Raw genomic sequence first — 22,586 nt, 5'->3', positions numbered from 1 at the left:
CCTCATCGCGAGCAGGCTCACTCCCACAGGGGGGATTTGTGTTGTTAGTTGGTTTTGCGCAGGGCGGCATGTTGCGGGTTGAAGGTAAGTACGGCGAGCAGCGCGAATACCAGCGTCAGCCCTACACAGACTGCCAGCGCCAACGGATTGAACCGTTCATACAAGGCAAACCGCACCAGTTCCACCGCATGGGTGAACGGGTTCAACGCGCACAACCAGTACAACCACTCACTGGACTCGCGCATCTTCCACAGCGGATACAGTGCCGACGACAGGAAAAACAGCGGGAAGATCACGAAATTCATCACCCCGGCAAAGTTCTCCAGCTGACGGATCGCGTTCGACAGCAACAAACCCAGCGCGCTGAGCATCAACGCCACCAGCAGCAACGCCGGCAAGGCGATCAACAGCCCCATGGCCGGTGGCTGCACGCCGTACACCCAGGCAATCGCCAGAAAGGCGTACACCTGCAACAGCGAGATCAACGAGGTGGCCAACAATTTGCTGCACAGCAGGAAAGTCCGGGGCAGGGGGCTGGTCAGCAGCACGCGCATGCTGCCCATTTCCCGGTCGTAGACCATCGACAGCGAACCTTGCATGCCGTTGAACAGCAGGATCATGCAGGCCAGCCCGGGAATGATGTAGACCTCGTAGGGAATGTAGGTGTCGTAGGGTTCGATGATCGCGATCCCGAGTGCCGCGCGAAAACCGGCGGCGAACACCAGCAGCCACAGCAACGGTCGCACCAGCGCACTGAGAAACCGCGTGCGCTGCAACACAAAACGCAGCCATTCACGCAGCACGATGCCGCTGAAACATTGCCAGTAGGCATTCATTGGGCGGCTCCTGAAGTGGTCAGTCGAGCGAAGGCCGAACCGAGGTCGCCGCCATGTTCCAGACTCAGCGCGTCGGCCTGTCCGCTGGCCACCAACCGGCCCTGATGGAGAATCAGCAAGTCATCGCTGGGCTGCACTTCATCCAGCAAATGGGTGGTCCAGAGCACGCTGATGTTCTGCTCGCGGCACAGGCTGCGGATGTGTTGATTGAGCGCCAGCCGACTGGCCGGGTCGAGGCCGACGCTGGCCTCATCGAGCAGCAGCAGGCGTGGTTCATGCAGCAAGGCGCGGGCGATCTCCACACGGCGACGGTGGCCGCCATTGAGTTCGCGAACCCGCTCGCGGCGGCGTTCGGTCAAGGCCTGACGGGCCAGTTCGGCGTCGACCCGCAGGCCGGTCTGGCGCCGGGACATCCCATGCAGCGCGGCGTGATAACGCAGGTTCTGTTCGACGCTGAGGTCCAGGTCCAGCGTGCTTTGCTGAAACACCACACCCAATTGCTTGAGTGCCGGACGTGCGGCGTTGCGCAACGAACAGCCGCCGACGCGGATATCTCCGCGCTGCACATCGTAGAGTCGAGTGAGCAAGGCAATCAGCGTCGATTTGCCCGCGCCATTCGGCCCGAGCAGCGCCGCGAAACGGCCAGGTGCCAGGTTGAAACTCACCTGGCGCAACGCCTCTTTTGCACCATAAGCGAAACTCAGCTCGCTGACTTCGAGTGCGTTCATGGTGTCACCACCACGCCCCACGGATAACGCCCGACCTTGATCGACTTGGTCACCTTGAGGCTGTCGACATCGATCACCGACACGTCGCCGCTGACGCCGTTGGTGGCCAGCAATTGCTTTTGATCCGGGGTAAACGACATCTGCCAGACACGCCGGCCGACCAGCAGGTAATCAAGGATTTCGAAGGTCTTGGCGTCGATCACCGCCACATGATTGGCCGGGCCGAGGGCGACGAAACCGTACTTGCCGTCAGCGCTGAGCTTGATCCCCACCGGCTGGACTTTGTCCGGGTGCACGCCCTTGATCTGGAAGGTCAGGGTCTTGAGGGTCTTGCGGGTGGCGACGTCGAGAATGGTCACCGTGCCGCCAATTTCCGCCGAAGCCCAGAGCTTAGAGCCATCGGGTGTGAACTCGACGAAGCGCGGCCGCTGATCCACCAGGGTGCTGTCGGCCAGGGTCTGGGTGCTAGTGTCGATCCAGTGCAGCATATTGGTGGTTTCGCTGGTGTTCACCGCCCACTTGCCGTCGGGGCTGACGGCCATGCCTTCGGGTTCGACGCCGACGTTGATCTGGCTCAGCACCTTGGAGGTTTCGGTGTCGATCACTGTCACCAGTGCATCGTCTTCGTTGGAAACATACAGCCAGCGGTTATTCGGGTGCAGGGCGAATTGTTCAGGATCTTTGCCCGAAGGCAATTCCTTGATGATCTTGCGCGTGGCCACGTCCATCACCTGGACCCGGTCCGAGTCGCTGGCGCAGATGTACAGTAGCTTGTTGTCATGGGACAGCAGCAGACCGCGGGGGCGCTGGCCGACGGGCAGGGTGTCGGTGACTTGCAGGGTCTGCAGGTCGATCAGGCTCAGGCTGTCGTCTTTTTCGTTGGAGACCCAGGCGGTGCTGGCCGCGGCGTGCCCGGCGGCGAGCAGAAGGGCGCAGGAAAGCAGGGTGCGGCGCATGGCAGATTCCTTGTTGTTTTAATTATCGGGTCAGGGAAAACGGCAGGTGACTTCGGGCTTGTCGTAACCGAGGCTGTCCATTTCGTTGAAGGGGTGCAGGAAGCCGTCTTGCGGCGACGTGCTGACCAGCGCCCGGGGCTGCACGATGGGAATGGGTTGGCGCAACTGGCCGTTCCACGGTCTATAACTGAGCTTGCGACCCTTAAAACCGTCCAGCGGCAATTGATCGCTGATTTCAAGCGTACGGATCGCCACCGGATCGACCTGACGCAGTTTGCTCACGGCACTGGCGATGCTGCGCACGGCGATCCAGGCCGCGAAATCCCGGTCATTCATCCAGCGCCCGGTCAGGGCTTCGAAGCGTTTCTGCAACTGGGCGGCGCCGTAGGTTTCCACGGTTTTGTGCCAGCCCACCGGGGTCAGCCCCTGAGTGCCGGCGACCGGCCGTGGGTACCAGGTCTGGTAGGGCACGTATTCGCCGAAATCACCGCGTTCATCCGCCACCAGCACCACGTCGTACTCGGCGGTCTGGGTGAACAGCGGCATGTCGGCCTGGGCGCTGCGGCGCTGATCGTTATCGAAACTCCAGGCTTTTTCCGCGACCAGTTTCAGGCCGAAGCGCTTGGCGGCGCGGCGTAGGGCGGTGGCATAGGCTTGATCGTCCGGGGTTGGGCCGACGATCAGCAGCGCCCGTTGCCATTTGCGCACCACCAGAAATTGCGCCAGCGCATCGGCGAGCATCGCCCGACTCGGCAGGCTGTGCAGCACGTTCGGCAGGCAGTCGGTGGTGCGCAGGCTGTCGTCGGGGCTGCCGGCGTTGAACAGCAAGCTGTCGGGCAGCACAGCGGCGAGCCGGCGCAGGCTGGCGGCCGGTGCGTTGACGACAAACAGGCGCAGACCTTGTTCATGCTGAGCCTTGGCCGCCTCGACCAGGGCATCCGGATTGTCGACGTTGGCGCTGACCAGGGTGTAGCTCTGGTTGAGGAAACGGCCGGTGCTGTTGCTGTCAGTGATCGCCAGTTCGGCGCCACGCCCCCCGGCATCGACCGGCTCGGGAATGACGTTCGACAGCAACGGGCCTGGGTCGGGGCGATAGCCCAGGTAGCCGATCTGCACCTGCAACGGCGCGTCCGCAGCCTGGCTCTGGGTCGCCAACCCGGCGGCACAGGCAATCGCCAACAGGTAGATCAGGGCGTAAGGGGCAAGCTGGCGCATAAGGCACTCCATTACAGGTAGCGCCAGCATAGGAACGCTGTGAGGCAGAAGGAAATATGCAGAAAGTACCAGTGAGCCAGTACCAAGGTAGTAACTCGCCCGGGGTGGCGCAGTTTTAGCATGGGCAATAACGGCCATCACACGGGAGGCGATTGATCATGCGAATTCTCAAAGCGCTGCTCCTGCCGTTGCTGCTGATCCTGACCCTGATCGGCGTCGACAAGCTCCACGGCCCGCGTCCCGCGCCGTTGCTGGTCTTGCCCATGACACCGGGGCGCTAGGCCCGTCGGCCCTGTGGCGGATCAACGTTGATAGAGGCGCCGATGGAGGTAGCCACAGGTCGACGGACAGGCTCAGGGCGTGAGGGGCGGTGCGTCAACATCAAAAGCTGCAGGCGAGCTAACGCTCGGCCTGTTGAGTGGTGGGTGTACACCGATCAACCGTAGGAGCTGTCGAAGGCTCGGGCCGCGTTCGGACGATCTTTTGATCTGTCTGCCTCTTTCGGCCGGGAAGAATTCCCGCAGGCACCTGATTCAGGTGTGCGCCACAAGCCCTACTACCAAGGAACTAGACCGCGCCCACCAAAGCAGCATGGGGCTTGCGCGAAGCCCTTCCTAAGATGGGTGCCATAGCCTCTTCAAAGAGGTTTTGCGTGCAATCAAGAGGGCATAACAATGACAACAAAACGCAACGCCTTACTCGTTGCCGGTCTGCTGGCCGGCTTTATCAGTGCAGGTTCGGTCTGGGCCCACGGCAACGTGGTCCCCCAGGCTGTCGCCACCCCGGGTCTGACCCCGATCAAGGACGCCGGCGTATCGGTCGATGCCGATGGTTGGGCCTCGGTGAACCCTTACCGCACCTCCCCGGAACACGATAAGGCCGTGGAAATCGGCTCTTCGGCTTACAACCAGAACTGTGCGGCCTGCCATGGCCTGGAAGCCAAATCCGGTGGCATCGCCCCCGATTTGCGCATGCTGGATGTTGCCGAGGCGGGTGATGAGTGGTTCGTCGAACGCGTGCGCCACGGCGCCGTGCGTGATGGCCGGGTCTACATGCCGAAGATGGCCGACTACCTGAGCCAGGAAGCTTTGTGGGCGGTACGCACTTATCTGGACACCGTTCACGTCGAGGAGTAATCCATGCGCCTGCTCGCTGTGTTAATCAGCGCTGTGTTGCTGTGCTGCCAGGCAGTGCAGGCGCAGGTCCGTACCTATGACGAAATGATCGCCGCCAGGGAACTCAAAGTGGCGGTCTACAAGGACTTCGCCCCCTACAGTTTTGAAGACGCCGGCCAGGCCCGTGGCGTTGATGTCGAACTTGCCGAGGCGTTGGCCAAGGCACTCGGCGTGCACCTGACGTTGATTTGGGCGCCCGCCGGCGAGAAGCTCGATGACGACCTGCGCGATTACATCTGGCGTGCCAGTCAGTTGCACGACCTGCAACTGGCCGACCTGATGATGCGGGTGCCGTACGACCGCGACTACGCGCAGAAACGCAATGAACTGGGTGAGCTGGAAAACGGCCATGTGGTGATGTTCGGGCCGTACCAGAACGAACAATGGCAGGTGGCCTATGACCGCCGTCGGCTGGACAAAGTCGGTAGCGTCGCCGTGTTCGAGCATCACCCGATCGGCGTCGAAGTCGACAGCGTGCCGTCGTTCTACCTGACCTCGGTGTTCAACGGCATGCTCGCCGGCAAAACCCACCACTATCCCGGCGTACCTCAGGCATTTGCCGCCATGAAGGCCGGTGAGGTCGACGCCGTCATGGCCATGCGCGGCGAGATCGACTGGCAAGTGCATGAAGCGGCGGACCCACAAGTGGCGCTGGCCGAAAACGCCTACCCGAACATGGGCAAGCAGCTTTGGGAGATCGGCATGGCGGTGCACGAAAGCAACCGTCAACTGGCCTATGCCGTGGAAGAGGCGCTGGAAACCTTGATTCGCGAGGGCGCAGTCAAAACCATTTATGGCCATTACGGCCTGCGCTATGACGTGCCCGAGATGTATCAACAGTGAACTGGCGAGCAAGTTGTCTGTTGGCCTGTTGGTTACCCATCGCCGCGCATGCGGTGGACATCGACCCGGGCAAAGACCCGGTGCCCTCGGTGATGTGGGCCTTCTATCACAAGCAGATGCTCGGCGATGCGCCGTTCGTGTTCGACGAGCGGGTCAAGTTGCTGGCGCCGCCGTTCGCCGAAGACGCCCGGCAAGTGCCGCTGGAAATCGATGCTCGAGCGTTCAAGGGCGAGGTGGTGAAAATCCTCGCCTGGGCCGAGCTCAACCCTTTGCCGAAAATTGTCGATTTCCAGCCGCTGGATCGCGTGCTGCCGTGGCTGTCGATCCGCATCCGTATCGAACAGGCCACGCCGTTGCGCGCGGCAGTGCTGACCCGCGATGGGGTCTGGCATGTCGGCTCGACCCTGATCGATGCGGCGGGCGGCGGTTGCACGGCGCCGAGTGTGGTGCGCACTCAACCGGGCTGGGAAGAGCACATCGGCGAAGTGCTGGGCGGTCGTTATCCCCGTGGCGAATTCAGCCGTGTGCGCTTGCAGATGGCGCATCCGATGGACAACGGCATGGTCAGCGGCATCCCGGAATTCTTCATCAACCATGCCGAACTGCGGGATCAGAACGATCAGCTGCTGGCCCGTCTGGAATTGTTTCCCGCCGTCAGCGAAAACCCCAACCTGGCCTTCGATATCGAAGGGGCAGGGCAGACGCGCCTGATGCTGCGCGACAACAGCGGCAATCAATTCGATGCGGCCATACCCTGACCCAAAGGAGCGCGTGATGCGCTGGATGCTGCTGTTGTTCATGAGCCTGAGCCTTCCGGTTCTGGCCGATCTCGACTACTCACTCAAGCCCCGGCAGATCGCCGAAGACACCTGGCTGCTGGAAGGCAGCACAGACAATTTCGCCAAGGCCAACGGCGGCAACATCGTCAACACCGCGTTCATCGTCACCGAGCAGGGTGTGGTGGTGATCGACAGCGGGCCGTCGAAACGCTACGGCGAAGCGATGCGCAAAGCCATTGCCGCGATCACCGATAAACCAGTGATCGAGGTGCTGCTGACCCATCATCATCCTGATCATGTGCTCGGCAACCAGGCTTTCACTGACGTGCCGATCGGCGCGCTGGCCGGCACCACCGAGCTGTTGCATCAGCAGGGCGATGCCATGGCCGAGAACATGTATCGCCTGGTGGGCGACTGGATGCGCGGCACCGAAGTGGTGTTGCCGACCCGGACGCTGACGCCCGGCGTGCGAAGTTTTGGGAATCACGATCTGCGTCTGCTGGGCCTGGGTGGGCACACGGGCGCGGATCTGGCTATTCTCGACCAGAAAACCGGCGTGTTGTTTGCCGGGGACCTGGTGTTTTACCAACGGGCGCTGACCACGCCCAACAGTCCGGGGCTGTCGGTTTGGCTGGCGGACATCGCCACCCTTCAAGGCTTGCCGTGGACGCTGATTGTGCCCGGCCATGGACCGGTGGCCAGCGATCAACAACCGTTCGAGCAAATGCGCGACTACCTGAGCTGGCTCGACCAGCTGATGCGCGATGGCGTCGCCAATGGCAGTGATATGGCCGAGATGATCCGCAGCCCCATTCCCGAACGTTTCGCTGGCATCAGCCTGAGTCGTTACGAGTTGATCCGCAGCGTCAGCCATCTGTATCCGCGCTACGAGCGCGGGCAGATGACCCGAGTCGATTCCGCCGCGAACAAATGATCAACACAAAACCCCTGTGGGAGTGAGCCTGCTCGCGATGGCGGTGTATCAGCCGACATCAATGCTGAATGTGAGGGCCTCATCGCGAGCAGGCTCGCTCCCACAGGGGATCGGTGTGGACCATAGATTTGATGGTGTCCATCTCATCCGACCCGGTACTAAGGAACTAGCAATCTCAGCACTGCGGGCAATTGTTCCAAGGGCGGCGGCGCCCAAGAATCTGCACCAGACCGGGAAAATTTCCCGGGTATAACAAAAAACTGCAGAGGTAGCCGTCATGACCCAACCCGCACGTCGCCAACCCTTCGTCTTGAGTGTGCTGCTCAGTGCCATGCTGTTGTCTGGCTCGGCATTGGCCGGCGTCACCGATAAAGACATCCTCCAGGACCCCAAGAACCCGGAGCAGATCGTCACCAACGGTCTGGGCGTCCAGGGTCAACGCTACAGCCCGCTGGACACGCTCAACGTCAACAACGTGAAGGACTTGCGGCCGGTCTGGGCATTCTCCTTCGGCGGTGAAAAACAACGCGGTCAGCAAGCACAGCCGATGATCAAGGACGGCGTGATGTACATGACCGGTTCCTACTCGCGGGTGTTTGCGGTGGATGCGCGCACCGGCAAGAAGCTCTGGCAATACGATGCGCGCCTGCCCGATGACATCCGCCCTTGCTGCGACGTGATCAACCGGGGTGTCGCGCTGTATGGCGACCTGGTGATTTTCGGCACCCTCGACGCCAAGCTCGTGGCCCTGAACAAAGACACTGGCAAGGTCGTCTGGAGCAAGAAAGTCGCCGACCACAAGGAAGGCTATTCCATCAGCGCCGCGCCGTTGGTGATCAACGGCAAACTGATCACCGGTGTCGCCGGTGGCGAGTTCGGGGTGGTGGGCAAAATCGAAGCCTACGACCCGAAAAACGGCGACCTGCTGTGGACCCGTCCCACCGTCGAAGGCCACATGGGCTACACCTACAAGGATGGCAAAGCGGTAGAGAACGGCATCTCCGGCGGTGAAGCCGGCAAGACCTGGCCCGGCGACCTCTGGAAAACCGGCGGCGCGGCGCCTTGGTTGGGCGGTTACTACGACCCGGAAACCAATCTGCTGCTGTTCGGCACCGGCAACCCGGCGCCGTGGAACTCGCACCTGCGTCCTGGCGACAACCTCTACTCCTCGTCGCGTCTGGCGCTGAACCCGGACGATGGCACCATCAAGTGGCACTTCCAGAGCACGCCTCACGACGGCTGGGACTATGACGGCGTAAACGAGCTGGTCTCGTTCAACTACACCGAAGGCGGCAAAGAGATCAAAGCCGCCGCGACCGCTGACCGTAACGGATTTTTCTACGTGCTGGATCGCACCAACGGCAAATTCATTCGCGGCTTCCCGTTCGTGGACAAAATCACCTGGGCCACCGGCCTGGATAAAGACGGCCGGCCGATTTACAACGAAGCCAGCCGTCCAGGCGCGCCCGGCACCGAAGCCAAAGGCAGTTCGGTATTCGTAGCACCGGCATTTCTCGGCGCGAAAAACTGGATGCCGATGGCCTACAACAAGGACACCGGACTGTTCTATGTGCCGTCCAACGAATGGGGCATGGACATCTGGAACGAAGGCATCGCCTACAAGAAAGGCGCGGCGTTCCTTGGTGCCGGTTTCACCATCAAGCCATTGAATGAAGACTACATCGGCGTGCTGCGCGCCATCGACCCGAAAACCGGCAAGGAAGTCTGGCGCCACAAGAACTTCGCGCCGCTGTGGGGCGGGGTACTGACCACCAAGGGCAACCTGGTGTTCACCGGCACGCCGGAAGGTTTCCTGCAGGCGTTCAATGCCAAGACCGGCGAGAAAGTCTGGGAATTCCAGACCGGCTCCGGCGTACTCGGCTCACCTGTGACCTGGGAAATGGACGGCGAACAGTACGTCTCGGTGCTGTCCGGTTGGGGCGGCGCCGTACCGCTGTGGGGCGGTGAAGTGGCCAAGCGCATCAAGGACTTCAACCAGGGCGGCATGCTCTGGACGTTCAAGCTGCCGAAAGACCTGGTCGCCAAGCACTGACGCTGCCGCCCGCGCCAAACCTGTAGGAGCAAAGCTTGCTCGCGATGAACGCACCGCGTTTTGACTGAATCACCGCGGCGCCTCAATCGCGGGCAAGCCTTGCTCCTACAGATTGCCCGGATAACTGTGGCGCTCCCATCGCGAGCAAGCTCAGCTCCTACTACCAAATAACGAGAGTCCTCCTGCCAACGGCGCATTCGTCTGGCGCGCAGGGCTCTCTACTATCGGTTCATCGCCTGTTTGCCCGACAGGCATCGACCCAGACAGAGGCCCACCATGATCTACGCACAACCTGGTACACCTGGCGCCATCGTTACGTTTAAACCGCGCTACGGCAATTTCATCGGCGGCGAGTTCGTCGCTCCGGTCAATGGTGAGTACTTCACCAACTCTTCGCCGGTCACCGGTGAAGTGATCGCCGAATTCCCGCGCTCCAACGCCGCCGACATCGAAAAAGCCCTCGACGCCGCGCATGCCGCCGCTGACGCCTGGGGCAAGACCTCGGCGCAAGACCGCTCACTGGTGCTGCTGAAAATCGCCGACCGCATCGAGCAGAACCTGGAAATCCTCGCCGTCACCGAGTCCTGGGACAACGGCAAAGCCGTGCGCGAAACCCTGAATGCCGACGTGCCGCTGGCCGCCGACCATTTCCGTTACTTCGCCGGTTGCATCCGCGCTCAAGAGGGCGGTGCCGCCGAGATCAACGAGCTGACCACCGCCTATCACTTCCACGAGCCGCTGGGCGTGGTCGGACAGATCATTCCGTGGAACTTCCCGCTGCTGATGGCCGCCTGGAAACTCGCCCCGGCCCTGGCTGCCGGTAACTGCGTGGTACTCAAACCCGCCGAGCAGACGCCGCTGTCGATCATGGTCTTCGCCGAGCTGATCGCCGACTTGCTGCCACCCGGCGTGCTGAACATCGTTCAGGGCTTCGGTCGTGAAGCCGGTGAGGCGCTGGCCACCAGCAAGCGCATCGCCAAGATTGCCTTCACCGGTTCCACCCCGATTGGCGCGCACATCATGAAATGCGCGGCCGAGAACATCATTCCGAGCACTGTCGAGCTGGGCGGCAAGTCGCCGAACATCTTCTTCGAAGACATCATGCAAGCCGAGCCGCAGTTCATCGAGAAGGCCGCCGAAGGCCTGGTGCTGGCGTTCTTCAACCAGGGCGAAGTCTGCACCTGTCCATCGCGAGCGCTGGTACAGGAGTCGATCTACGACGACTTCATGAAAGTGGTGATGCAGAAGATCGTCAAGATCAAGCGCGGCAACCCGCTGGATACCGAAACCATGGTCGGCGCCCAGGCGTCCGAGCAGCAATACGACAAGATCCTCTCGTACCTGAAAATTGCTCAGGAAGAGGGCGCCGAGCTGCTCACCGGCGGCGCGGCCGAGCGTCTTGAGGGCGACTTGTCGACGGGTTATTACATCCAGCCGACCCTGCTCAAGGGCCACAACAAAATGCGCGTGTTCCAGGAAGAAATCTTCGGCCCGGTGGTGGGTATCACCACCTTCAAGGACGAAGCCGAAGCCCTGGCGATTGCCAACGACAGCGAGTTCGGCCTCGGCGCCGGTCTGTGGACCCGCGACATCAACCGTGCCTACCGCATGGGCCGGGCGATCAAGGCCGGACGTGTCTGGACCAACTGCTACCACCTTTACCCGGCCCACGCCGCGTTTGGGGGCTACAAGAAGTCCGGTGTCGGCCGTGAAAACCACAAGATGATGCTCGACCACTATCAGCAGACCAAAAACCTGCTGGTGAGCTACGACATCAATCCGATGGGGTTCTTCTGATTCGGCGCGATACCGCGTAACGGCTATCGCGAGCAAGCTCGGCTCCTACAGGACTGCGTTGTACCTGTAGGAGCATGGCTTGCCCGCGATTTGGCCATTCATGACACCCCGCAACACCCCCTACCAATGCACGCCGCCACCTCGTTCGAAAGTAGCATTCGGGTGCCTGGCGCCCCGTGCATTAATGGCTTTACCGGAATCGTCCGGCACAAGAAGAGGATTGACCCATGTGGACTAAACCCGCGTTTACCGATCTGCGCATTGGCTTCGAAGTGACGATGTATTTCGCCAACCGCTGATTGTTCACCCGGCCAGCTGTTGCGTTGGCCGGGCCTGCCTTCTGGAGCATTGCCCATGCACATTCGCGTTCTCGGATCCGCCGCTGGCGGTGGTTTTCCGCAATGGAATTGCAACTGCCGCCAGTGCGCCGCGATGCGCAATGGCAGCCTGCGGGCCCAACGCCGGACCCAGTCCTCGATTGCCCTGAGCGACAACGGTGTGGATTGGGTGCTGTGCAATGCTTCACCGGACATTCGCGCGCAACTCGAGAGTTTCGCGCCGCTGCAACCGGCGCGCCGGGTGCGGGATACCGCGATCGCCGGCGTCGTCCTGCTGGACAGCCAGATCGACCATTGCACCGGCCTGTTGAGTCTGCGCGAAGGGTGCCCGCATTCGGTGTGGTGCACCGAACGGGTCCATGAAGACCTGAGCAGCGGCTTCCCGTTGTTCACCATGCTCAAGCACTGGAACGGCGGGTTGCAGTGGCAACCGGTCGGACTCGACCGCGAGCCCTTCAGCATTCCGGCTTGCGCGCACCTGAGATTTCGCGCGATCCCCTTGGTCAGCAACGCGCCGCCGTACTCGCCCAATCGCGGCAATCCGCAGCCGGGCGACACCATCGGTTTGTTTATCGAAGATCGGCGCAGCGGTGCTTCGCTGTTCTACGCGCCGGGTCTGGGACAGGTCGACGACGAGGTGCTGAGATGGATGCAACGCGCCGATTGCCTGTTGCTGGACGGCACCTTGTGGCGCGACGACGAGATGCGAGTCTGCGAAGTCGGCCAGAACCTGGGCAGTGAAATGGGGCACCTGTCACAAAGCGGCCCTGGCGGCATGCTGGACATCCTTGAAGGCTTCACCCGCCAGCGCAAGGTGCTGATCCACATCAACAACACCAATCCGATCCTCGATGAAGACTCGGCCGAGCGGGCGCTGCTGGAGCGGCGCGGGATCGAAGTGGCCTATGACGGCATGAGTATTGAGCTGTAGCGGAGGGCCCCTTCGCGAGCAAGCTCAGCTCCTACAAGGCAGAGGCACGACACAAAACTGTAGGAGCCGAGCTTGCTCCGGGCGGCGTTCCGACGATGAGGCCAGACCAGACACCGCAGATTCCCCGGAGAACCGCAATGACTGACACCCCAATGTCCCCCACCGAATTCGAAGCAGCCCTGCGCGCCAAAGGCGCCTATTACCACATCCATCATCCATTCCACCAAGCCATGTACGCCGGCCGGTCAACCCGCGAGCAGATTCAAGGCTGGGTCGCCAATCGTTTCTACTATCAGGTCAACATCCCCCTGAAAGACGCCGCGATTCTCGCCAACTGCCCGGACCGCGACGTGCGCCGGGAGTGGCTGCAACGAATTCTCGACCACGACGGTGCACCCGGCAGCGAAGGCGGGATCGAAGCCTGGCTGCGGCTGGGCGAAGCGGTGGGGCTGGATCGCGAGCAAATCCTCTCGCAGGAACTGGTGCTGCCCGGTGTGCGTTTCGCCGTCGACGCCTACGTCAATTTCGCCCGTCGCGCCTGTTGGCAGGAAGCCGCCAGCAGTTCGCTGACCGAGCTGTTTGCGCCACAGATTCACCAATCCCGGCTCGATACCTGGCCGGCCCATTACCCGTGGATTGACGTCGGCGGTTACGACTATTTCCGTACTCGCCTGAGTCAGGCGCGACGGGATGTCGAGCATGGTTTACGCATTACCTTGGCGCACTACGTCACGGTCGAAGGCCAGCAACGCATGCTGGAAATCCTCCAATTCAAGCTCGACGTGCTGTGGAGCATGCTCGACGCCATGAGCATGGCCTACGAGCTGGAGCGTCCGCCGTATCACAGCGTCACCACGGAACGGGTCTGGCACCGGGGGATTGCCCTGTGAGCCTGATTAACCGCGAGCAATCACCGTCGCTGCGCCAGGGTTTTCGCCTGCAATGGGAACCGCGTCAGGACTGTCACGTGCTGCTGTACCCCGAAGGCATGATCAAACTCAACACCAGTGCCGGGCAAATCCTTGAACTGGTGGACGGCCAGCGCAGCGTTGCGACGATCATTGATCGACTGTCTGAGAGTTTCCCCGGCGTACCGGGGATCGATGAAGACGTGCTGGCATTTCTGGAGGTGGCCCATGCTCAATTCTGGATCGAGTGACTCGCGTCCTGGTCCGCCGCTGTGGCTGTTGGCGGAGTTGACCTACCGTTGCCCGCTGCAATGCCCTTATTGCTCCAACCCGCTGGATTTTGCCCAATCAGGCGAAGAGTTGAGCACCGAAGAGTGGATCCGGGTGTTCCGCGAAGCCCGGGAGATGGGCGCCGCGCAACTGGGTTTTTCCGGCGGCGAGCCGTTGGTTCGCCAGGATCTGGCCGAACTGATCAAGGCCGCCCGGGACATGGGTTACTACACCAACCTGATCACCTCGGGCATTGGCCTGACCGAGCAGAAAGTGCGCGATTTCAAGATCGCAGGGCTGGACCATATCCAGATCAGCTTCCAGGCCGCTGACGAGGCGGTGAACAACATGCTCGCCGGTTCGCGCAAGGCCTTCGCCCAGAAACTCGCGATGGCCCGCGCGGTGAAGGCCCAGGGCTACCCGATGGTGCTGAACTTCGTCACTCATCGGCACAACATCGACCAGATCGCGCAGATCATCGATTTGTGCCTGGAGCTGGAAGCGGATTTCGTTGAGTTGGCGACGTGCCAGTTCTATGGCTGGGCCGAGCTCAACCGTGTCGGCCTGTTGCCCACGCGCGAACAATTGCAGCGTGCCGAGCGCATCACCAACGAATACCGCGAGCGTCTTGAAGCGCAGGGCCACCCGTGCAAGTTGATCTTCGTCACCCCGGATTACTACGAAGAACGTCCCAAGACCTGCATGAACGGCTGGGCCAATCTGTTTCTCGACATCACCCCCGACGGCACGGCGTTGCCTTGCCACAGCGCCCGACAGTTGCCGGTGCAGTTTCCCAACGTGCGCGAGCACAGCATCGAGCACATCTGGACTGATTCTTTCGGTTTCAATCGCTTTCGTGGCGATGACTGGATGAAGGAACCGTGCCGCTCCTGCGATGAAAAGCACAAGGACCTGGGCGGCTGCCGCTGCCAGGCCTTCATGCTGACCGGCGACGCCGCCAACGCTGACCCGGTGTGCAGCAAATCCCCGCACCACGGTGTGATTCTCAAGGCCCGCGAGGAAGCCGAGGCACCGGGGTTGGGCATGGAACACCTGACGTTACGTAACGAGAAAGCTTCGCGACTGATCTATCGCGGATGATTCAAGCAACACAAATCCCCTGTGGGAGTGAGCCTGCTCGCGATGACGGAGTGTCAGGCAGCATCAATGGTGACTGGAAGACCGCTATCGCGAGCAGGCTCGCTCCCACAGGGGATTTGCGGTGGATATAGGATTTGCGTACACCCGCCTGCTACCCATTGGTCTGATTGCATTCACAGCCGGATGCTTTAGTGTGGACATTACCTTCCAAAACAATAAAAACAGGCTTTCCAATGAGCCAGAGTCTCAGTCAGCTGCGTAAATTCGTTTCGCCTGAAATCATCTTTGGTGCCGGCTGCCGGCACAACGTCGGCAATTGCGCGAAAACCTTTGGTGCCCGCAAGGTGCTGCTGGTCAGCGACCCCGGTGTGATTGCCGCCGGTTGGGTCGCCGATGTCGAGGCCAGCCTGCAAGCCCAGGGTATCGAGTACGTCCTGTACAGCGCGGTCTCGCCCAACCCGCGGGTCGAAGAAGTGATGCTCGGCGCCGATCTGTACCGGGAAAACCATTGCGATGTGATCGTGGCCGTCGGTGGCGGCAGTCCGATGGATTGCGGCAAAGGCATCGGCATTGTCGTCGCCCACGGGCGCAGCATTCTCGAATTCGAAGGCGTGGACACCATCCGCGTCCCCAGTCCGCCGCTGATCCTGATTCCGACCACCGCCGGGACCTCGGCCGATGTCTCGCAATTCGTGATCATTTCCAACCAGCAAGAACGCATGAAGTTCTCCATCGTCAGTAAGGCGGTGGTCCCGGATGTGTCGCTGATCGACCCGGAAACCACGCTGAGCATGGACCCGTTCCTGTCGGCCTGTACCGGCATCGATGCGTTGGTGCATGCCATCGAAGCGTTTGTGTCCACCGGTCACGGGCCGTTGACCGATCCCCACGCGCTGGAGGCGATGCGCCTGATCAACGGCAACCTGGTGCAGATGATCGCCAACCCGAACGACATTGCCCTGCGCGAGAAAATCATGCTCGGCAGCATGCAGGCCGGGCTGGCGTTCTCCAACGCGATCCTCGGCGCCGTGCACGCCATGTCCCACAGCCTCGGTGGCTTTCTCGACTTGCCTCATGGCTTGTGCAACGCGGTGCTGGTGGAACACGTGGTGGCGTTCAATTACAGCTCCGCACCGGAGCGCTTCAAGGTGATCGCCGAGACCTTTGGCATCGATTGCCGTGGCCTCAATCACCGGCAGATTTGCGGGCGTCTGGTCGAACATCTGATTGCGTTGAAACACGCCATCGGCTTTCACGAAACCCTTGGACTGCACGGGGTCAGCACGGCGGACATTCCGTTCCTGTCGCAACACGCCATGCACGACCCGTGCATCCTGACCAACCCGCGCGAGTCCAGTCAGCGTGATGTCGAGGTCGTCTATGGCGAAGCCCTCTGACGAACAGCAACGGGCGCTGGCGGGGTTACTGGGATTAGGCAGCCACTCGGCGCGCAAGAGTCATTACCCGGAACTGGCCGCGCGCCTCGACGAGCTGGAAGCCGAGCGCAATCGCTATAAATGGCTGTTCGAAAACGCGGTCCACGGGATCTTCCAGGCCAGCCTTCTTGAAGGCATGCGCGCCGCCAATCCGGCACTGGCGCGGATGCTCGGCTACGACAATCCCCAGGAAGTGCTGTTTTCACTGGCGGATCTGGCGAGCAACCTGTTTGTCGGTGGTGCACAGGAACTGGAAAATATCGGCGAAATCCTCAGGCACCAGGGCAGCCTGCATGGCTACGAAACCCAACTGCGACGCAAGGATGGCAGCAACCTCGACGTGCTGATGAACCTGTTGCTCAAGCCCGATCAGGAAGGGCTGGTGGAGGGGTTTGTTGCCGACATCACCGAACGCAAACTCGCCCAGCAGCGTCTGCAACAACTCAACGACGAACTGGAGCAGCGCGTCACCGCGCGCACCGACGAATTGCTGGAAGCCAACCGCAACCTGCAACAACAGATCACCCAGCGTAAGCAGATCGCCCAAGCCTTGCGTGATGCCCGGGACGCCGCCGAGGCCGCCAACCGCAGCAAGGACAAATACCTCGCCGCCGCCAGTCATGACCTGCTGCAACCGCTCAATGCCGCGCGTTTGCTGATCTCGACCCTGCGCGAACGCAAACTGCCCGACGTCGAGCAAGTGCTGGTGGAGCGTACGCACCAGGCGCTCGAAGGCGCAGAAGATTTGCTCACCGATTTGCTGGATATTTCCCGGCTCGATCAGGCCGCGGTCAAGCCGGACATCGCGCTGTACCGCCTCGACGAATTGCTCGCGCCGTTGGTCTCGGAGTTCCAGTCCGTGGCCCAGGCTGCAGGTTTGAACCTGCGGGTGCACATGGGCGATTACGCCATCAGCACTGACTTGCGGCTGATGACGCGGATTCTGCGCAACTTCCTCAGCAATGCCTGCCGCTACACCGACGAGGGCAGCATCCTGCTGGGGGCCAGGCGCCGGGGTGAAATGCTGCGCCTGGAAGTCTGGGACACCGGACGCGGGATCGCGGCGGACCGACTGGATTCGATCTTCCTCGAGTTCAACCAACTGGACGTCGGCCGCGCCGCCGACCGCAAGGGTGTGGGCCTGGGGCTGGCCATCGTTGAACGCATCGCCAAGATTCTCGGCTATAAAGTCGGGGTTCATTCGTTGCCGGGGCGCGGTTCGATGTTCAGCATCGACGTGCCGATTTCCCGTGAGGTTCCGTTGCCGATCAGCCTGGCGGCACCACAACCCGGCACCGGCAATCCATTGCCGGGCCGGCGTTTGCTGGTGCTGGACAACGAAGTGAGCATCCTCGAAAGCATGAGCGCGTTGCTCGGGCAATGGGGCTGCGAAGTGGTCACGGCCACCGATGAATTCTCCGCACTGGCCGCCTTGCAGGGACGACCGCCGGAACTGATTCTGGCGGACTACCACCTCGATCACGGGGTGGTGGGCTGTGACGTGGTCAGGCATTTGCGCGAGCATTACCACCAGGCGATTCCGGCGGTCATCATTACCGCCGACCGCACGGATCAGTGTCGGCGCTCATTGCAGCGACTTGACGCACCGCTGCTGAACAAACCAGTGAAACCCGGCAAGTTGCGCGCGGTGCTGAGTCAGTTGCTGGGGTAGCGATAGTGCAGGCTGAAACCGAGCTCGGCTGACTCGCCTTGCTTCAGCAGTCGCAACCCCGGTCGACCGGGCAGGTGATGCGCGTTGACCGGGTGGCTCACCGGTTCGATACAGAAAAAATCCAGGCCCACCGGGCAGTAGAGCAGGTAGTAATCGCTGCCGGTGGCCCGGCATTCCAGCTCATAGCCCAGCGCTGGCTGGCGGATCAGGCAGTGGCCGTCCCATTCGCAGAAACCGTTGTCGACCAATGTGCCGGGCAACGTCTTGAGTGACTGGAAATCCCATTCGGCTGGTAATGCACTGAGGTGCGTCGGCAGTTTTGTCCCGTCACACAACCAGACCTGCCGGGCTTGCGCCTGCAACTGGGTGCCCGTGGTACGCGGAAAGTAAGGGTGTAAACCGAGCCCATGCCAGGCAGAACTTTCGGCCAGATGAGTGACCTTAAGATCAATGCTCAGCTTGCCTCCGCTCAGATGGAATCGTTGCCGGGCGCGATAGGCGAAGGGCGTGGTGCTGTCGAGTTGCAGGACGACTTCATCGTGCGTCTGCGAAACCACCTGCCACGGCTGTTGCCAGGCGCTGCCGTGAATCGGCAGGGGATCGGTGAGGCTGTTGGGTGTCAGGGTCAGCCAGCCTTCGGGGCATTCAAAACCGCCTTCGGCAATGCGGTTTGACCACGGTGCCAAGGGAAAACAGCCGAGCTTGCCGGGCAGGCCGGTGTTCAGCGCGTGGGCATCGCTGTGGCGCAACAGCGGCAGACCCGTGCCGCGCACGCTCCAGTTGACGATGCTGCCACCGAGTTCCGGGGCGAGGGTGAGGTGGGTGAATTCGTCTTCGAGTTCGAGGAGTGTCATGGGTTTTCGTCTTGCATTGAATGGTTGAAAACATCGCAGCCTCGTTTCACTCGACAGCTCCTACATTGAAATGCTTACCCCTGTAGGAGCTGTCGAGTGAAACGAGGCTGCGATCTTTTAAGGGGCACAACACCTGATGCGAAGTCGATCAAAAGTCCTTGAACAACGGCTCCGGCAAACCTTTCACCCCGGGATTGAGGGCGAACACACCGCCGGCCAGTGACTGTTCGTCATGGTCGTCGCCGGGGCGGATAGAGGTCACGAACAGGGTGTCCAGGCGACTGCCGCCGAAGGCGCACATGCTCGGTTTTTTCACCGGTACGGCAAGGGAACGGTCCAGTCGGCCGTCGGGGGTGAAACGGTGAATCAGCCCGGCGTCATTGGCGCAAATCCAGTAGCAGCCTTCGGCATCGACCGCTGCGCCATCGGGACGACCAGCGAACTGATGCATGTCGACAAACAGCCGCCGGTTGGACGGCGTGCCGCTGTCGGTGTCGTAATCAAAGGCCCAGATTTGCTGGACCAAGGGATGAGAGTCAGACAGGTACATCGTCTGCCCATCCGGGCTGAAACCCAGGCCGTTGGGCACGATAAACCCGCTGAGTTGCGCCTCGAGTGGCCCGCGTTGACCGGCGCTGTAACGGTAAAGCGTGCCGTCGGCAGCGTTGGCGCCCATGTTCAGCACCATGCTACCGGCCCAGAAACGCCCCTGATGATCACAGCGACCGTCGTTCAGGCGCATGTCTGTGCGGGCGTGTTCGACCGGAGCCAGGAGGTTGCTGTCGAGGCTGCCATCGTTATGCGGGTGCAGGTGAAAGAACCCGCTTTCCATCCCGGCAACCCAGCCGCCGTCGCGGTGACGTGCAATGCAGGCGAGCATCTCCGGTGCTTTCCAGGCATGGACATGGCCGGTTTCGGCGCTCCAGCGCTGAAGTCCACCGGCAGGAATATCGACCCAATACAGGGCGTTTTCCTCAGGCACCCAGACCGGGCATTCACCGACTGCGTTGCGGGCATCGACAATCAATTCGGCTTGCATGACAGCTCATCCCCTCGGGTTTTTGTTGTCGGGATCAAGTGAGGTACGCGGGTTCAGTCGCCGAACGGGCCGGACGCGACAAACGCTCCGCCCTGGTAGACCCGTGCCGGGTCATCAGCGGCTGGCATCGGTTGGGCTTCGACTTTTTCGCGGAACACTTCGGAGCTGTCCTGAGGTTCATAACCCAGGCAGGTGGCGAAACGGTTGTCCCACCAGACGTTCTTGTTGTCGGACATGCCGTAAACCACGGTGTGGCCGACATTAGGGGCGTACAGCGCGCATTCGAGCAATTGAGTCAGGTCGCCGAAGCTCAACCAGGTGCTCATCATTCGGCGGTTCAGCGGTTCCGCGAACGAGGAGCCGATGCGCACGCTGACGGTCTCGATGCCATAGCGATCGAAGTAGAAACTGGCCATGTCTTCGCCATAGGACTTGGACAAGCCGTAGTAGCTGTCCGGGCGGCGAGGGGAGTGGGCGTCGATGACTTCATCCTGCTTGTAGAAGCCGATCACGTGGTTGGAACTGGCGAAAATCACCCGCTTCACGCCATGACGGCGCGCTGCTTCGTAGATATGGAACACGCCGCAGATGTTGGCGCCGAGGATCTCTTCGAACGAGTGCTCCGTCGACACGCCACCGAAGTGCAGGATCGCGTCCACACCTTCAACCAACTGATGGACTGCTTGCTTGTCTGCCAGGTCGCAGGGCACGATTTCTTCACGGTCATCGATGGCCGGGGCGATGTCGGCGATGTCCGACAGGCGAATCACATTGGCGTAGGGCCGCAGGCGTTCGCGCAGGACTTTGCCGAGGCCACCGGCGGCACCGGTCAGGAGGAGACGATTGAAAGGAGCGCGGGCGTTAGTTGTGATGGTCATGGAAGTCCCTGAACAAGCAGTCATTGTTATTGAATTTGTTGTAGGTTGTCGTACGACTAAGTCGAAGTATCGTTAGGGTCTCAGGCCGTTGTCAACGCGGCATCCATTGAAATTGACGAAGGGTCCTCATGCACGCACTAACCTGTGGCGAGGGGGTTTACCCCCGTTGGGCTGCGCAGCAGCCCCCAGAATCTGATTCCATCAGGCACACGGCAAGGACTCGGTTTACGACTGCTACGCAGCCGAACGGGGGTAAACCCCCTCGCCACAGGGTTGTGTCAGCCTTGCAAAAGATGTTCGCCTTTACAGCAACGAGATCGGGTAGTTGATGATAATGCGGTTTTCGTCGAATTCGTTGGTGCTGAAGTCCTTGCGGATCGACGCGTTACGCCATTTGACGTTGAGGTTCTTCAGCGCGCCGCTCTGCACGGTGTAAGCCAGTTCTGACTCGCGACCCCATTCCTTGCCGTCGGTGATGGTGCCTGTGTGCACGTTATCGCCGCTGATGTAGCGGTTCATCATTGTCAGGCCGGGAATGCCGAGCGCCACAAAATTGTAGTCGTGGCGCAGTTGCCAGGATCGTTCCTTGGCGTTGTCGTAGCTGGAGTTGTAGCTGTCGTTGGCCAGGGTGCCGCCGCTGGTGCCGTTGACCCGCATCCAGACATCGTCGCCGGTGAGTTTTTGCAGGCCGACAAAGAAGGTGTTGCCGCCGTATTTGGCCGAGAGCATGGCGAACGCGGTTTTGTTGTCGAGGTCGCCGGCCAGGGCGCTGCCGTCTTCCTTGCCGATGAAGTAGCCGAGGTTGGCGCCGAGGGTCCAGTCGCCGATGGGCTGGCTGTGGCTCAGGTTGAAATACTGCTGCTGATAAATGTCGCTGAGTTGCGCGTACCAGACGCCGACCTGGGTGCGCTTCTCGTTGAACGCATATTCACCGCCACCAAAGTTGAAACGGTCCGAGGTGAAGGCCGCGGATTTGCCGTTCATGAACATGTCTTCCATGCTCGCATCGTTGCGCGGGCTGTTGGCGCGGAACTGGCCGCCGTAGAGCGTCAGGCCACTGATCTCGGTGGACGTCAACTGACCACCACGGAAAGTTTGCGGCAGGGAGCGGCCGTCGTCGGAGCGCAGGATCGGCAACACCGGCATCCATTCGCCGACCTTCAATTCGGTTTTCGAAATTTTACCTTTCAGCGCCACACCCAGGCGTCCGTAATTGTCGGCCGGACGGCCGTCGTCATGAATCGGCAGCAACGAGGTGCCGCCCGTGCCTTTGCCACCGTCGAGTTTTTCCGAGTACAGGCCCAGCACATCCATGCCGAAACCGACGGGGCCCTGGGTGAACCCGGATTTGGCATCGAGGATGAAGCTTTGGGTCCACTCTTCAGCCTTGCCCTGCGGGTAGGCCGGGTTCGTGAAGTTGCGGTTGATGTAGAAGTTGCGCAGGTTCAGCGTGGCTTTGGCGTCATCGACGAAACCTTCGGCATGGCTGGTCATGGGCAGGGCGAGGGCCAGGCTGCTGCAACCGATCAGGCTCAGGGTGTGACGGCGTGCGAAGGTTGGGCGAGGGGTGCTGACGGAGGAATTGCGGACGAGCTTGCTCACAGTGACGCTCCCGTGTTTCTTGTTGTTTTTATTTTTTTTGTTATACGTCGTCGTACAACATCGGGGCGGATTATTTGCAAGTGTTACCGGGATTGTCAATCAGAAGTTGTACGATGACTTGGCTCGGTTTTATGGTATGTCGAAGAACCCCTGTGGGAGTGAGCCTGCTCGCGATTAGGCCCTGTCAGGCAACATTGATGTTGAATGACACACCGCTATCGCGAGCAGGCTCACTCCCACA

Annotated in this window: 22 protein-coding genes; 14 read left to right on the top strand and 8 right to left on the bottom strand. The window is 61.1% G+C overall.

The window, feature by feature from the left end; translation table 11 throughout:
* Window positions 1–44: 44 nt before the first annotated feature.
* Genes PMI27_RS20650 through PMI27_RS20665 form a run of 4 tightly spaced genes read right to left on the bottom strand, consistent with a single transcriptional unit; the run spans window position 45 to window position 3,735 of the window.
* Window positions 45–836 carry an ABC transporter permease gene (locus PMI27_RS20650; RefSeq protein ID WP_008149735.1) on the bottom strand — a complete coding sequence of 264 codons (792 nt, stop codon included), beginning with the start codon at window positions 834–836 and terminating at the stop codon, window positions 45–47.
* Window positions 833–1,564, bottom strand: coding sequence for an ABC transporter ATP-binding protein (locus PMI27_RS20655; protein ID WP_008149736.1), 732 nt, complete (start codon window positions 1,562–1,564; stop codon window positions 833–835). The genes PMI27_RS20650 and PMI27_RS20655 overlap by 4 nt, the downstream gene beginning before the upstream one ends.
* The gene (locus PMI27_RS20660) at window positions 1,561–2,520 is read right to left on the bottom strand and encodes a YVTN family beta-propeller repeat protein (RefSeq protein WP_008149738.1); all 960 of its coding nucleotides are present in this window, start codon (window positions 2,518–2,520) and stop codon (window positions 1,561–1,563) included. Before PMI27_RS20660 ends, PMI27_RS20655 begins: the two co-directional genes overlap by 4 nt.
* A 30-nt stretch (window positions 2,521–2,550) precedes the next feature.
* Window positions 2,551–3,735, bottom strand: coding sequence for an ABC transporter substrate-binding protein (locus PMI27_RS20665; RefSeq protein WP_008149741.1), 1,185 nt, complete (start codon window positions 3,733–3,735; stop codon window positions 2,551–2,553).
* A gap of 158 nt (window positions 3,736–3,893) precedes the next feature.
* Between PMI27_RS20665 and PMI27_RS32235 the strand changes: the two genes are divergently transcribed.
* The 14 genes from PMI27_RS32235 to PMI27_RS20725 all read left to right on the top strand — a co-directional run bounded on the left by PMI27_RS32235 (window position 3,894) and on the right by PMI27_RS20725 (window position 17,972).
* Window positions 3,894–4,016 carry a hypothetical protein gene (locus PMI27_RS32235; protein WP_008149743.1) on the top strand — a complete coding sequence of 41 codons (123 nt, stop codon included), beginning with the start codon at window positions 3,894–3,896 and terminating at the stop codon, window positions 4,014–4,016.
* Window positions 4,017–4,409: 393 nt separating this feature from the next.
* Complete coding sequence (pedF, locus tag PMI27_RS20670; protein WP_008149745.1) at window positions 4,410–4,871, top strand: cytochrome c-550 PedF; 462 nt, start codon at window positions 4,410–4,412, stop codon at window positions 4,869–4,871.
* A 3-nt stretch (window positions 4,872–4,874) separates the two neighbouring features.
* Window positions 4,875–5,753, top strand: coding sequence for a substrate-binding periplasmic protein (locus tag PMI27_RS20675; RefSeq protein ID WP_008149748.1), 879 nt, complete (start codon window positions 4,875–4,877; stop codon window positions 5,751–5,753).
* Complete coding sequence (locus tag PMI27_RS20680) at window positions 5,750–6,511, top strand: quinoprotein dehydrogenase-associated SoxYZ-like carrier (RefSeq protein WP_008149750.1); 762 nt, start codon at window positions 5,750–5,752, stop codon at window positions 6,509–6,511. The genes PMI27_RS20675 and PMI27_RS20680 overlap by 4 nt, the downstream gene beginning before the upstream one ends.
* A gap of 16 nt (window positions 6,512–6,527) precedes the next feature.
* Window positions 6,528–7,466 carry a quinoprotein relay system zinc metallohydrolase 1 gene (locus PMI27_RS20685; RefSeq protein WP_008149751.1) on the top strand — a complete coding sequence of 313 codons (939 nt, stop codon included), beginning with the start codon at window positions 6,528–6,530 and terminating at the stop codon, window positions 7,464–7,466.
* Between the two features lie 277 nt (window positions 7,467–7,743).
* Entirely contained in the window at window positions 7,744–9,519 is a 1,776-nt protein-coding gene (locus PMI27_RS20690) for a PQQ-dependent methanol/ethanol family dehydrogenase (protein WP_008149753.1), read from the top strand.
* A gap of 276 nt (window positions 9,520–9,795) precedes the next feature.
* Complete coding sequence (gene exaC, locus PMI27_RS20695) at window positions 9,796–11,316, top strand: acetaldehyde dehydrogenase ExaC (RefSeq protein ID WP_008149755.1); 1,521 nt, start codon at window positions 9,796–9,798, stop codon at window positions 11,314–11,316.
* A 227-nt stretch (window positions 11,317–11,543) separates the two neighbouring features.
* On the top strand, window positions 11,544–11,615 hold the full coding sequence (gene pqqA / locus PMI27_RS30290) for a pyrroloquinoline quinone precursor peptide PqqA (RefSeq protein ID WP_003253598.1): 72 nt from the start codon (window positions 11,544–11,546) through the stop codon (window positions 11,613–11,615).
* 55 nt (window positions 11,616–11,670) lie between these two features.
* Window positions 11,671–12,585, top strand: a complete 915-nt coding sequence (gene pqqB, locus PMI27_RS20700) for a pyrroloquinoline quinone biosynthesis protein PqqB (RefSeq protein WP_008149756.1) — start codon at window positions 11,671–11,673, stop codon at window positions 12,583–12,585.
* Window positions 12,586–12,722: 137 nt separating this feature from the next.
* A complete protein-coding gene (gene pqqC, locus PMI27_RS20705) occupies window positions 12,723–13,475 on the top strand; it encodes a pyrroloquinoline-quinone synthase PqqC (RefSeq protein WP_008149759.1) in 753 nt (250 codons plus the stop codon).
* On the top strand, window positions 13,472–13,744 hold the full coding sequence (pqqD, locus tag PMI27_RS20710) for a pyrroloquinoline quinone biosynthesis peptide chaperone PqqD (RefSeq protein ID WP_008149762.1): 273 nt from the start codon (window positions 13,472–13,474) through the stop codon (window positions 13,742–13,744). The genes pqqC and pqqD overlap by 4 nt, the downstream gene beginning before the upstream one ends.
* Window positions 13,722–14,864: a pyrroloquinoline quinone biosynthesis protein PqqE gene (pqqE, locus tag PMI27_RS20715; RefSeq protein ID WP_008149764.1), complete on the top strand. Its 1,143-nt coding sequence runs from the start codon at window positions 13,722–13,724 to the stop codon at window positions 14,862–14,864. Before pqqD ends, pqqE begins: the two co-directional genes overlap by 23 nt.
* A gap of 233 nt (window positions 14,865–15,097) precedes the next feature.
* Window positions 15,098–16,261, top strand: coding sequence for an alcohol dehydrogenase-like regulatory protein ErcA (gene ercA, locus PMI27_RS20720; RefSeq protein WP_008149766.1), 1,164 nt, complete (start codon window positions 15,098–15,100; stop codon window positions 16,259–16,261).
* The gene (locus PMI27_RS20725; protein ID WP_008149768.1) at window positions 16,245–17,972 is read left to right on the top strand and encodes a PAS domain-containing hybrid sensor histidine kinase/response regulator; all 1,728 of its coding nucleotides are present in this window, start codon (window positions 16,245–16,247) and stop codon (window positions 17,970–17,972) included. The genes ercA and PMI27_RS20725 overlap by 17 nt, the downstream gene beginning before the upstream one ends.
* On the opposite strand, the gene PMI27_RS20730 is transcribed toward PMI27_RS20725, so the two are convergent.
* The 4 genes from PMI27_RS20730 to PMI27_RS20745 all read right to left on the bottom strand — a co-directional run bounded on the left by PMI27_RS20730 (window position 17,957) and on the right by PMI27_RS20745 (window position 22,345).
* Complete coding sequence (locus tag PMI27_RS20730) at window positions 17,957–18,826, bottom strand: aldose 1-epimerase (RefSeq protein WP_008149770.1); 870 nt, start codon at window positions 18,824–18,826, stop codon at window positions 17,957–17,959. The genes PMI27_RS20725 and PMI27_RS20730 overlap by 16 nt on opposite strands.
* A gap of 148 nt (window positions 18,827–18,974) precedes the next feature.
* The gene (locus tag PMI27_RS20735; protein WP_008149772.1) at window positions 18,975–19,865 is read right to left on the bottom strand and encodes an SMP-30/gluconolactonase/LRE family protein; all 891 of its coding nucleotides are present in this window, start codon (window positions 19,863–19,865) and stop codon (window positions 18,975–18,977) included.
* A 53-nt stretch (window positions 19,866–19,918) separates the two neighbouring features.
* Complete coding sequence (locus tag PMI27_RS20740; protein ID WP_008149774.1) at window positions 19,919–20,743, bottom strand: NAD-dependent epimerase/dehydratase family protein; 825 nt, start codon at window positions 20,741–20,743, stop codon at window positions 19,919–19,921.
* Between the two features lie 303 nt (window positions 20,744–21,046).
* Window positions 21,047–22,345: an OprD family porin gene (locus tag PMI27_RS20745; protein ID WP_008149777.1), complete on the bottom strand. Its 1,299-nt coding sequence runs from the start codon at window positions 22,343–22,345 to the stop codon at window positions 21,047–21,049.
* Window positions 22,346–22,586: the final 241 nt, after the last annotated feature.

It is taken from the genome of Pseudomonas sp. GM41(2012) (assembly GCF_000282315.2).
GTDB lineage: Bacteria > Pseudomonadota > Gammaproteobacteria > Pseudomonadales > Pseudomonadaceae > Aquipseudomonas.
Note: the sequence above shows the minus strand (reverse complement) of the source record. Positions and strands in the feature narration are given on the sequence as shown.

What these genes read in the sequence shown, in the direction of transcription:
- PMI27_RS20650 (WP_008149735.1), bottom strand. Translation starts at nt 836, where the DNA reads ATGAATGCCTACTGGCAATGTTTCAGCGGCATCGTGCTGCGTGAATGG.
- PMI27_RS20655 (WP_008149736.1), bottom strand. Translation starts at nt 1,564, where the DNA reads ATGAACGCACTCGAAGTCAGCGAGCTGAGTTTCGCTTATGGTGCAAAA.
- PMI27_RS20660 (WP_008149738.1), bottom strand. Translation starts at nt 2,520, where the DNA reads ATGCGCCGCACCCTGCTTTCCTGCGCCCTTCTGCTCGCCGCCGGGCAC.
- PMI27_RS20665 (WP_008149741.1), bottom strand. Translation starts at nt 3,735, where the DNA reads ATGCGCCAGCTTGCCCCTTACGCCCTGATCTACCTGTTGGCGATTGCC.
- PMI27_RS32235 (WP_008149743.1), top strand. Translation starts at nt 3,894, where the DNA reads ATGCGAATTCTCAAAGCGCTGCTCCTGCCGTTGCTGCTGATCCTGACC.
- pedF (WP_008149745.1), top strand. Translation starts at nt 4,410, where the DNA reads ATGACAACAAAACGCAACGCCTTACTCGTTGCCGGTCTGCTGGCCGGC.
- PMI27_RS20675 (WP_008149748.1), top strand. Translation starts at nt 4,875, where the DNA reads ATGCGCCTGCTCGCTGTGTTAATCAGCGCTGTGTTGCTGTGCTGCCAG.
- PMI27_RS20685 (WP_008149751.1), top strand. Translation starts at nt 6,528, where the DNA reads ATGCGCTGGATGCTGCTGTTGTTCATGAGCCTGAGCCTTCCGGTTCTG.
- PMI27_RS20690 (WP_008149753.1), top strand. Translation starts at nt 7,744, where the DNA reads ATGACCCAACCCGCACGTCGCCAACCCTTCGTCTTGAGTGTGCTGCTC.
- exaC (WP_008149755.1), top strand. Translation starts at nt 9,796, where the DNA reads ATGATCTACGCACAACCTGGTACACCTGGCGCCATCGTTACGTTTAAA.
- pqqB (WP_008149756.1), top strand. Translation starts at nt 11,671, where the DNA reads ATGCACATTCGCGTTCTCGGATCCGCCGCTGGCGGTGGTTTTCCGCAA.
- pqqC (WP_008149759.1), top strand. Translation starts at nt 12,723, where the DNA reads ATGACTGACACCCCAATGTCCCCCACCGAATTCGAAGCAGCCCTGCGC.
- pqqE (WP_008149764.1), top strand. Translation starts at nt 13,722, where the DNA reads ATGCTCAATTCTGGATCGAGTGACTCGCGTCCTGGTCCGCCGCTGTGG.
- ercA (WP_008149766.1), top strand. Translation starts at nt 15,098, where the DNA reads ATGAGCCAGAGTCTCAGTCAGCTGCGTAAATTCGTTTCGCCTGAAATC.
- PMI27_RS20725 (WP_008149768.1), top strand. Translation starts at nt 16,245, where the DNA reads ATGGCGAAGCCCTCTGACGAACAGCAACGGGCGCTGGCGGGGTTACTG.
- PMI27_RS20730 (WP_008149770.1), bottom strand. Translation starts at nt 18,826, where the DNA reads ATGACACTCCTCGAACTCGAAGACGAATTCACCCACCTCACCCTCGCC.
- PMI27_RS20735 (WP_008149772.1), bottom strand. Translation starts at nt 19,865, where the DNA reads ATGCAAGCCGAATTGATTGTCGATGCCCGCAACGCAGTCGGTGAATGC.
- PMI27_RS20740 (WP_008149774.1), bottom strand. Translation starts at nt 20,743, where the DNA reads ATGACCATCACAACTAACGCCCGCGCTCCTTTCAATCGTCTCCTCCTG.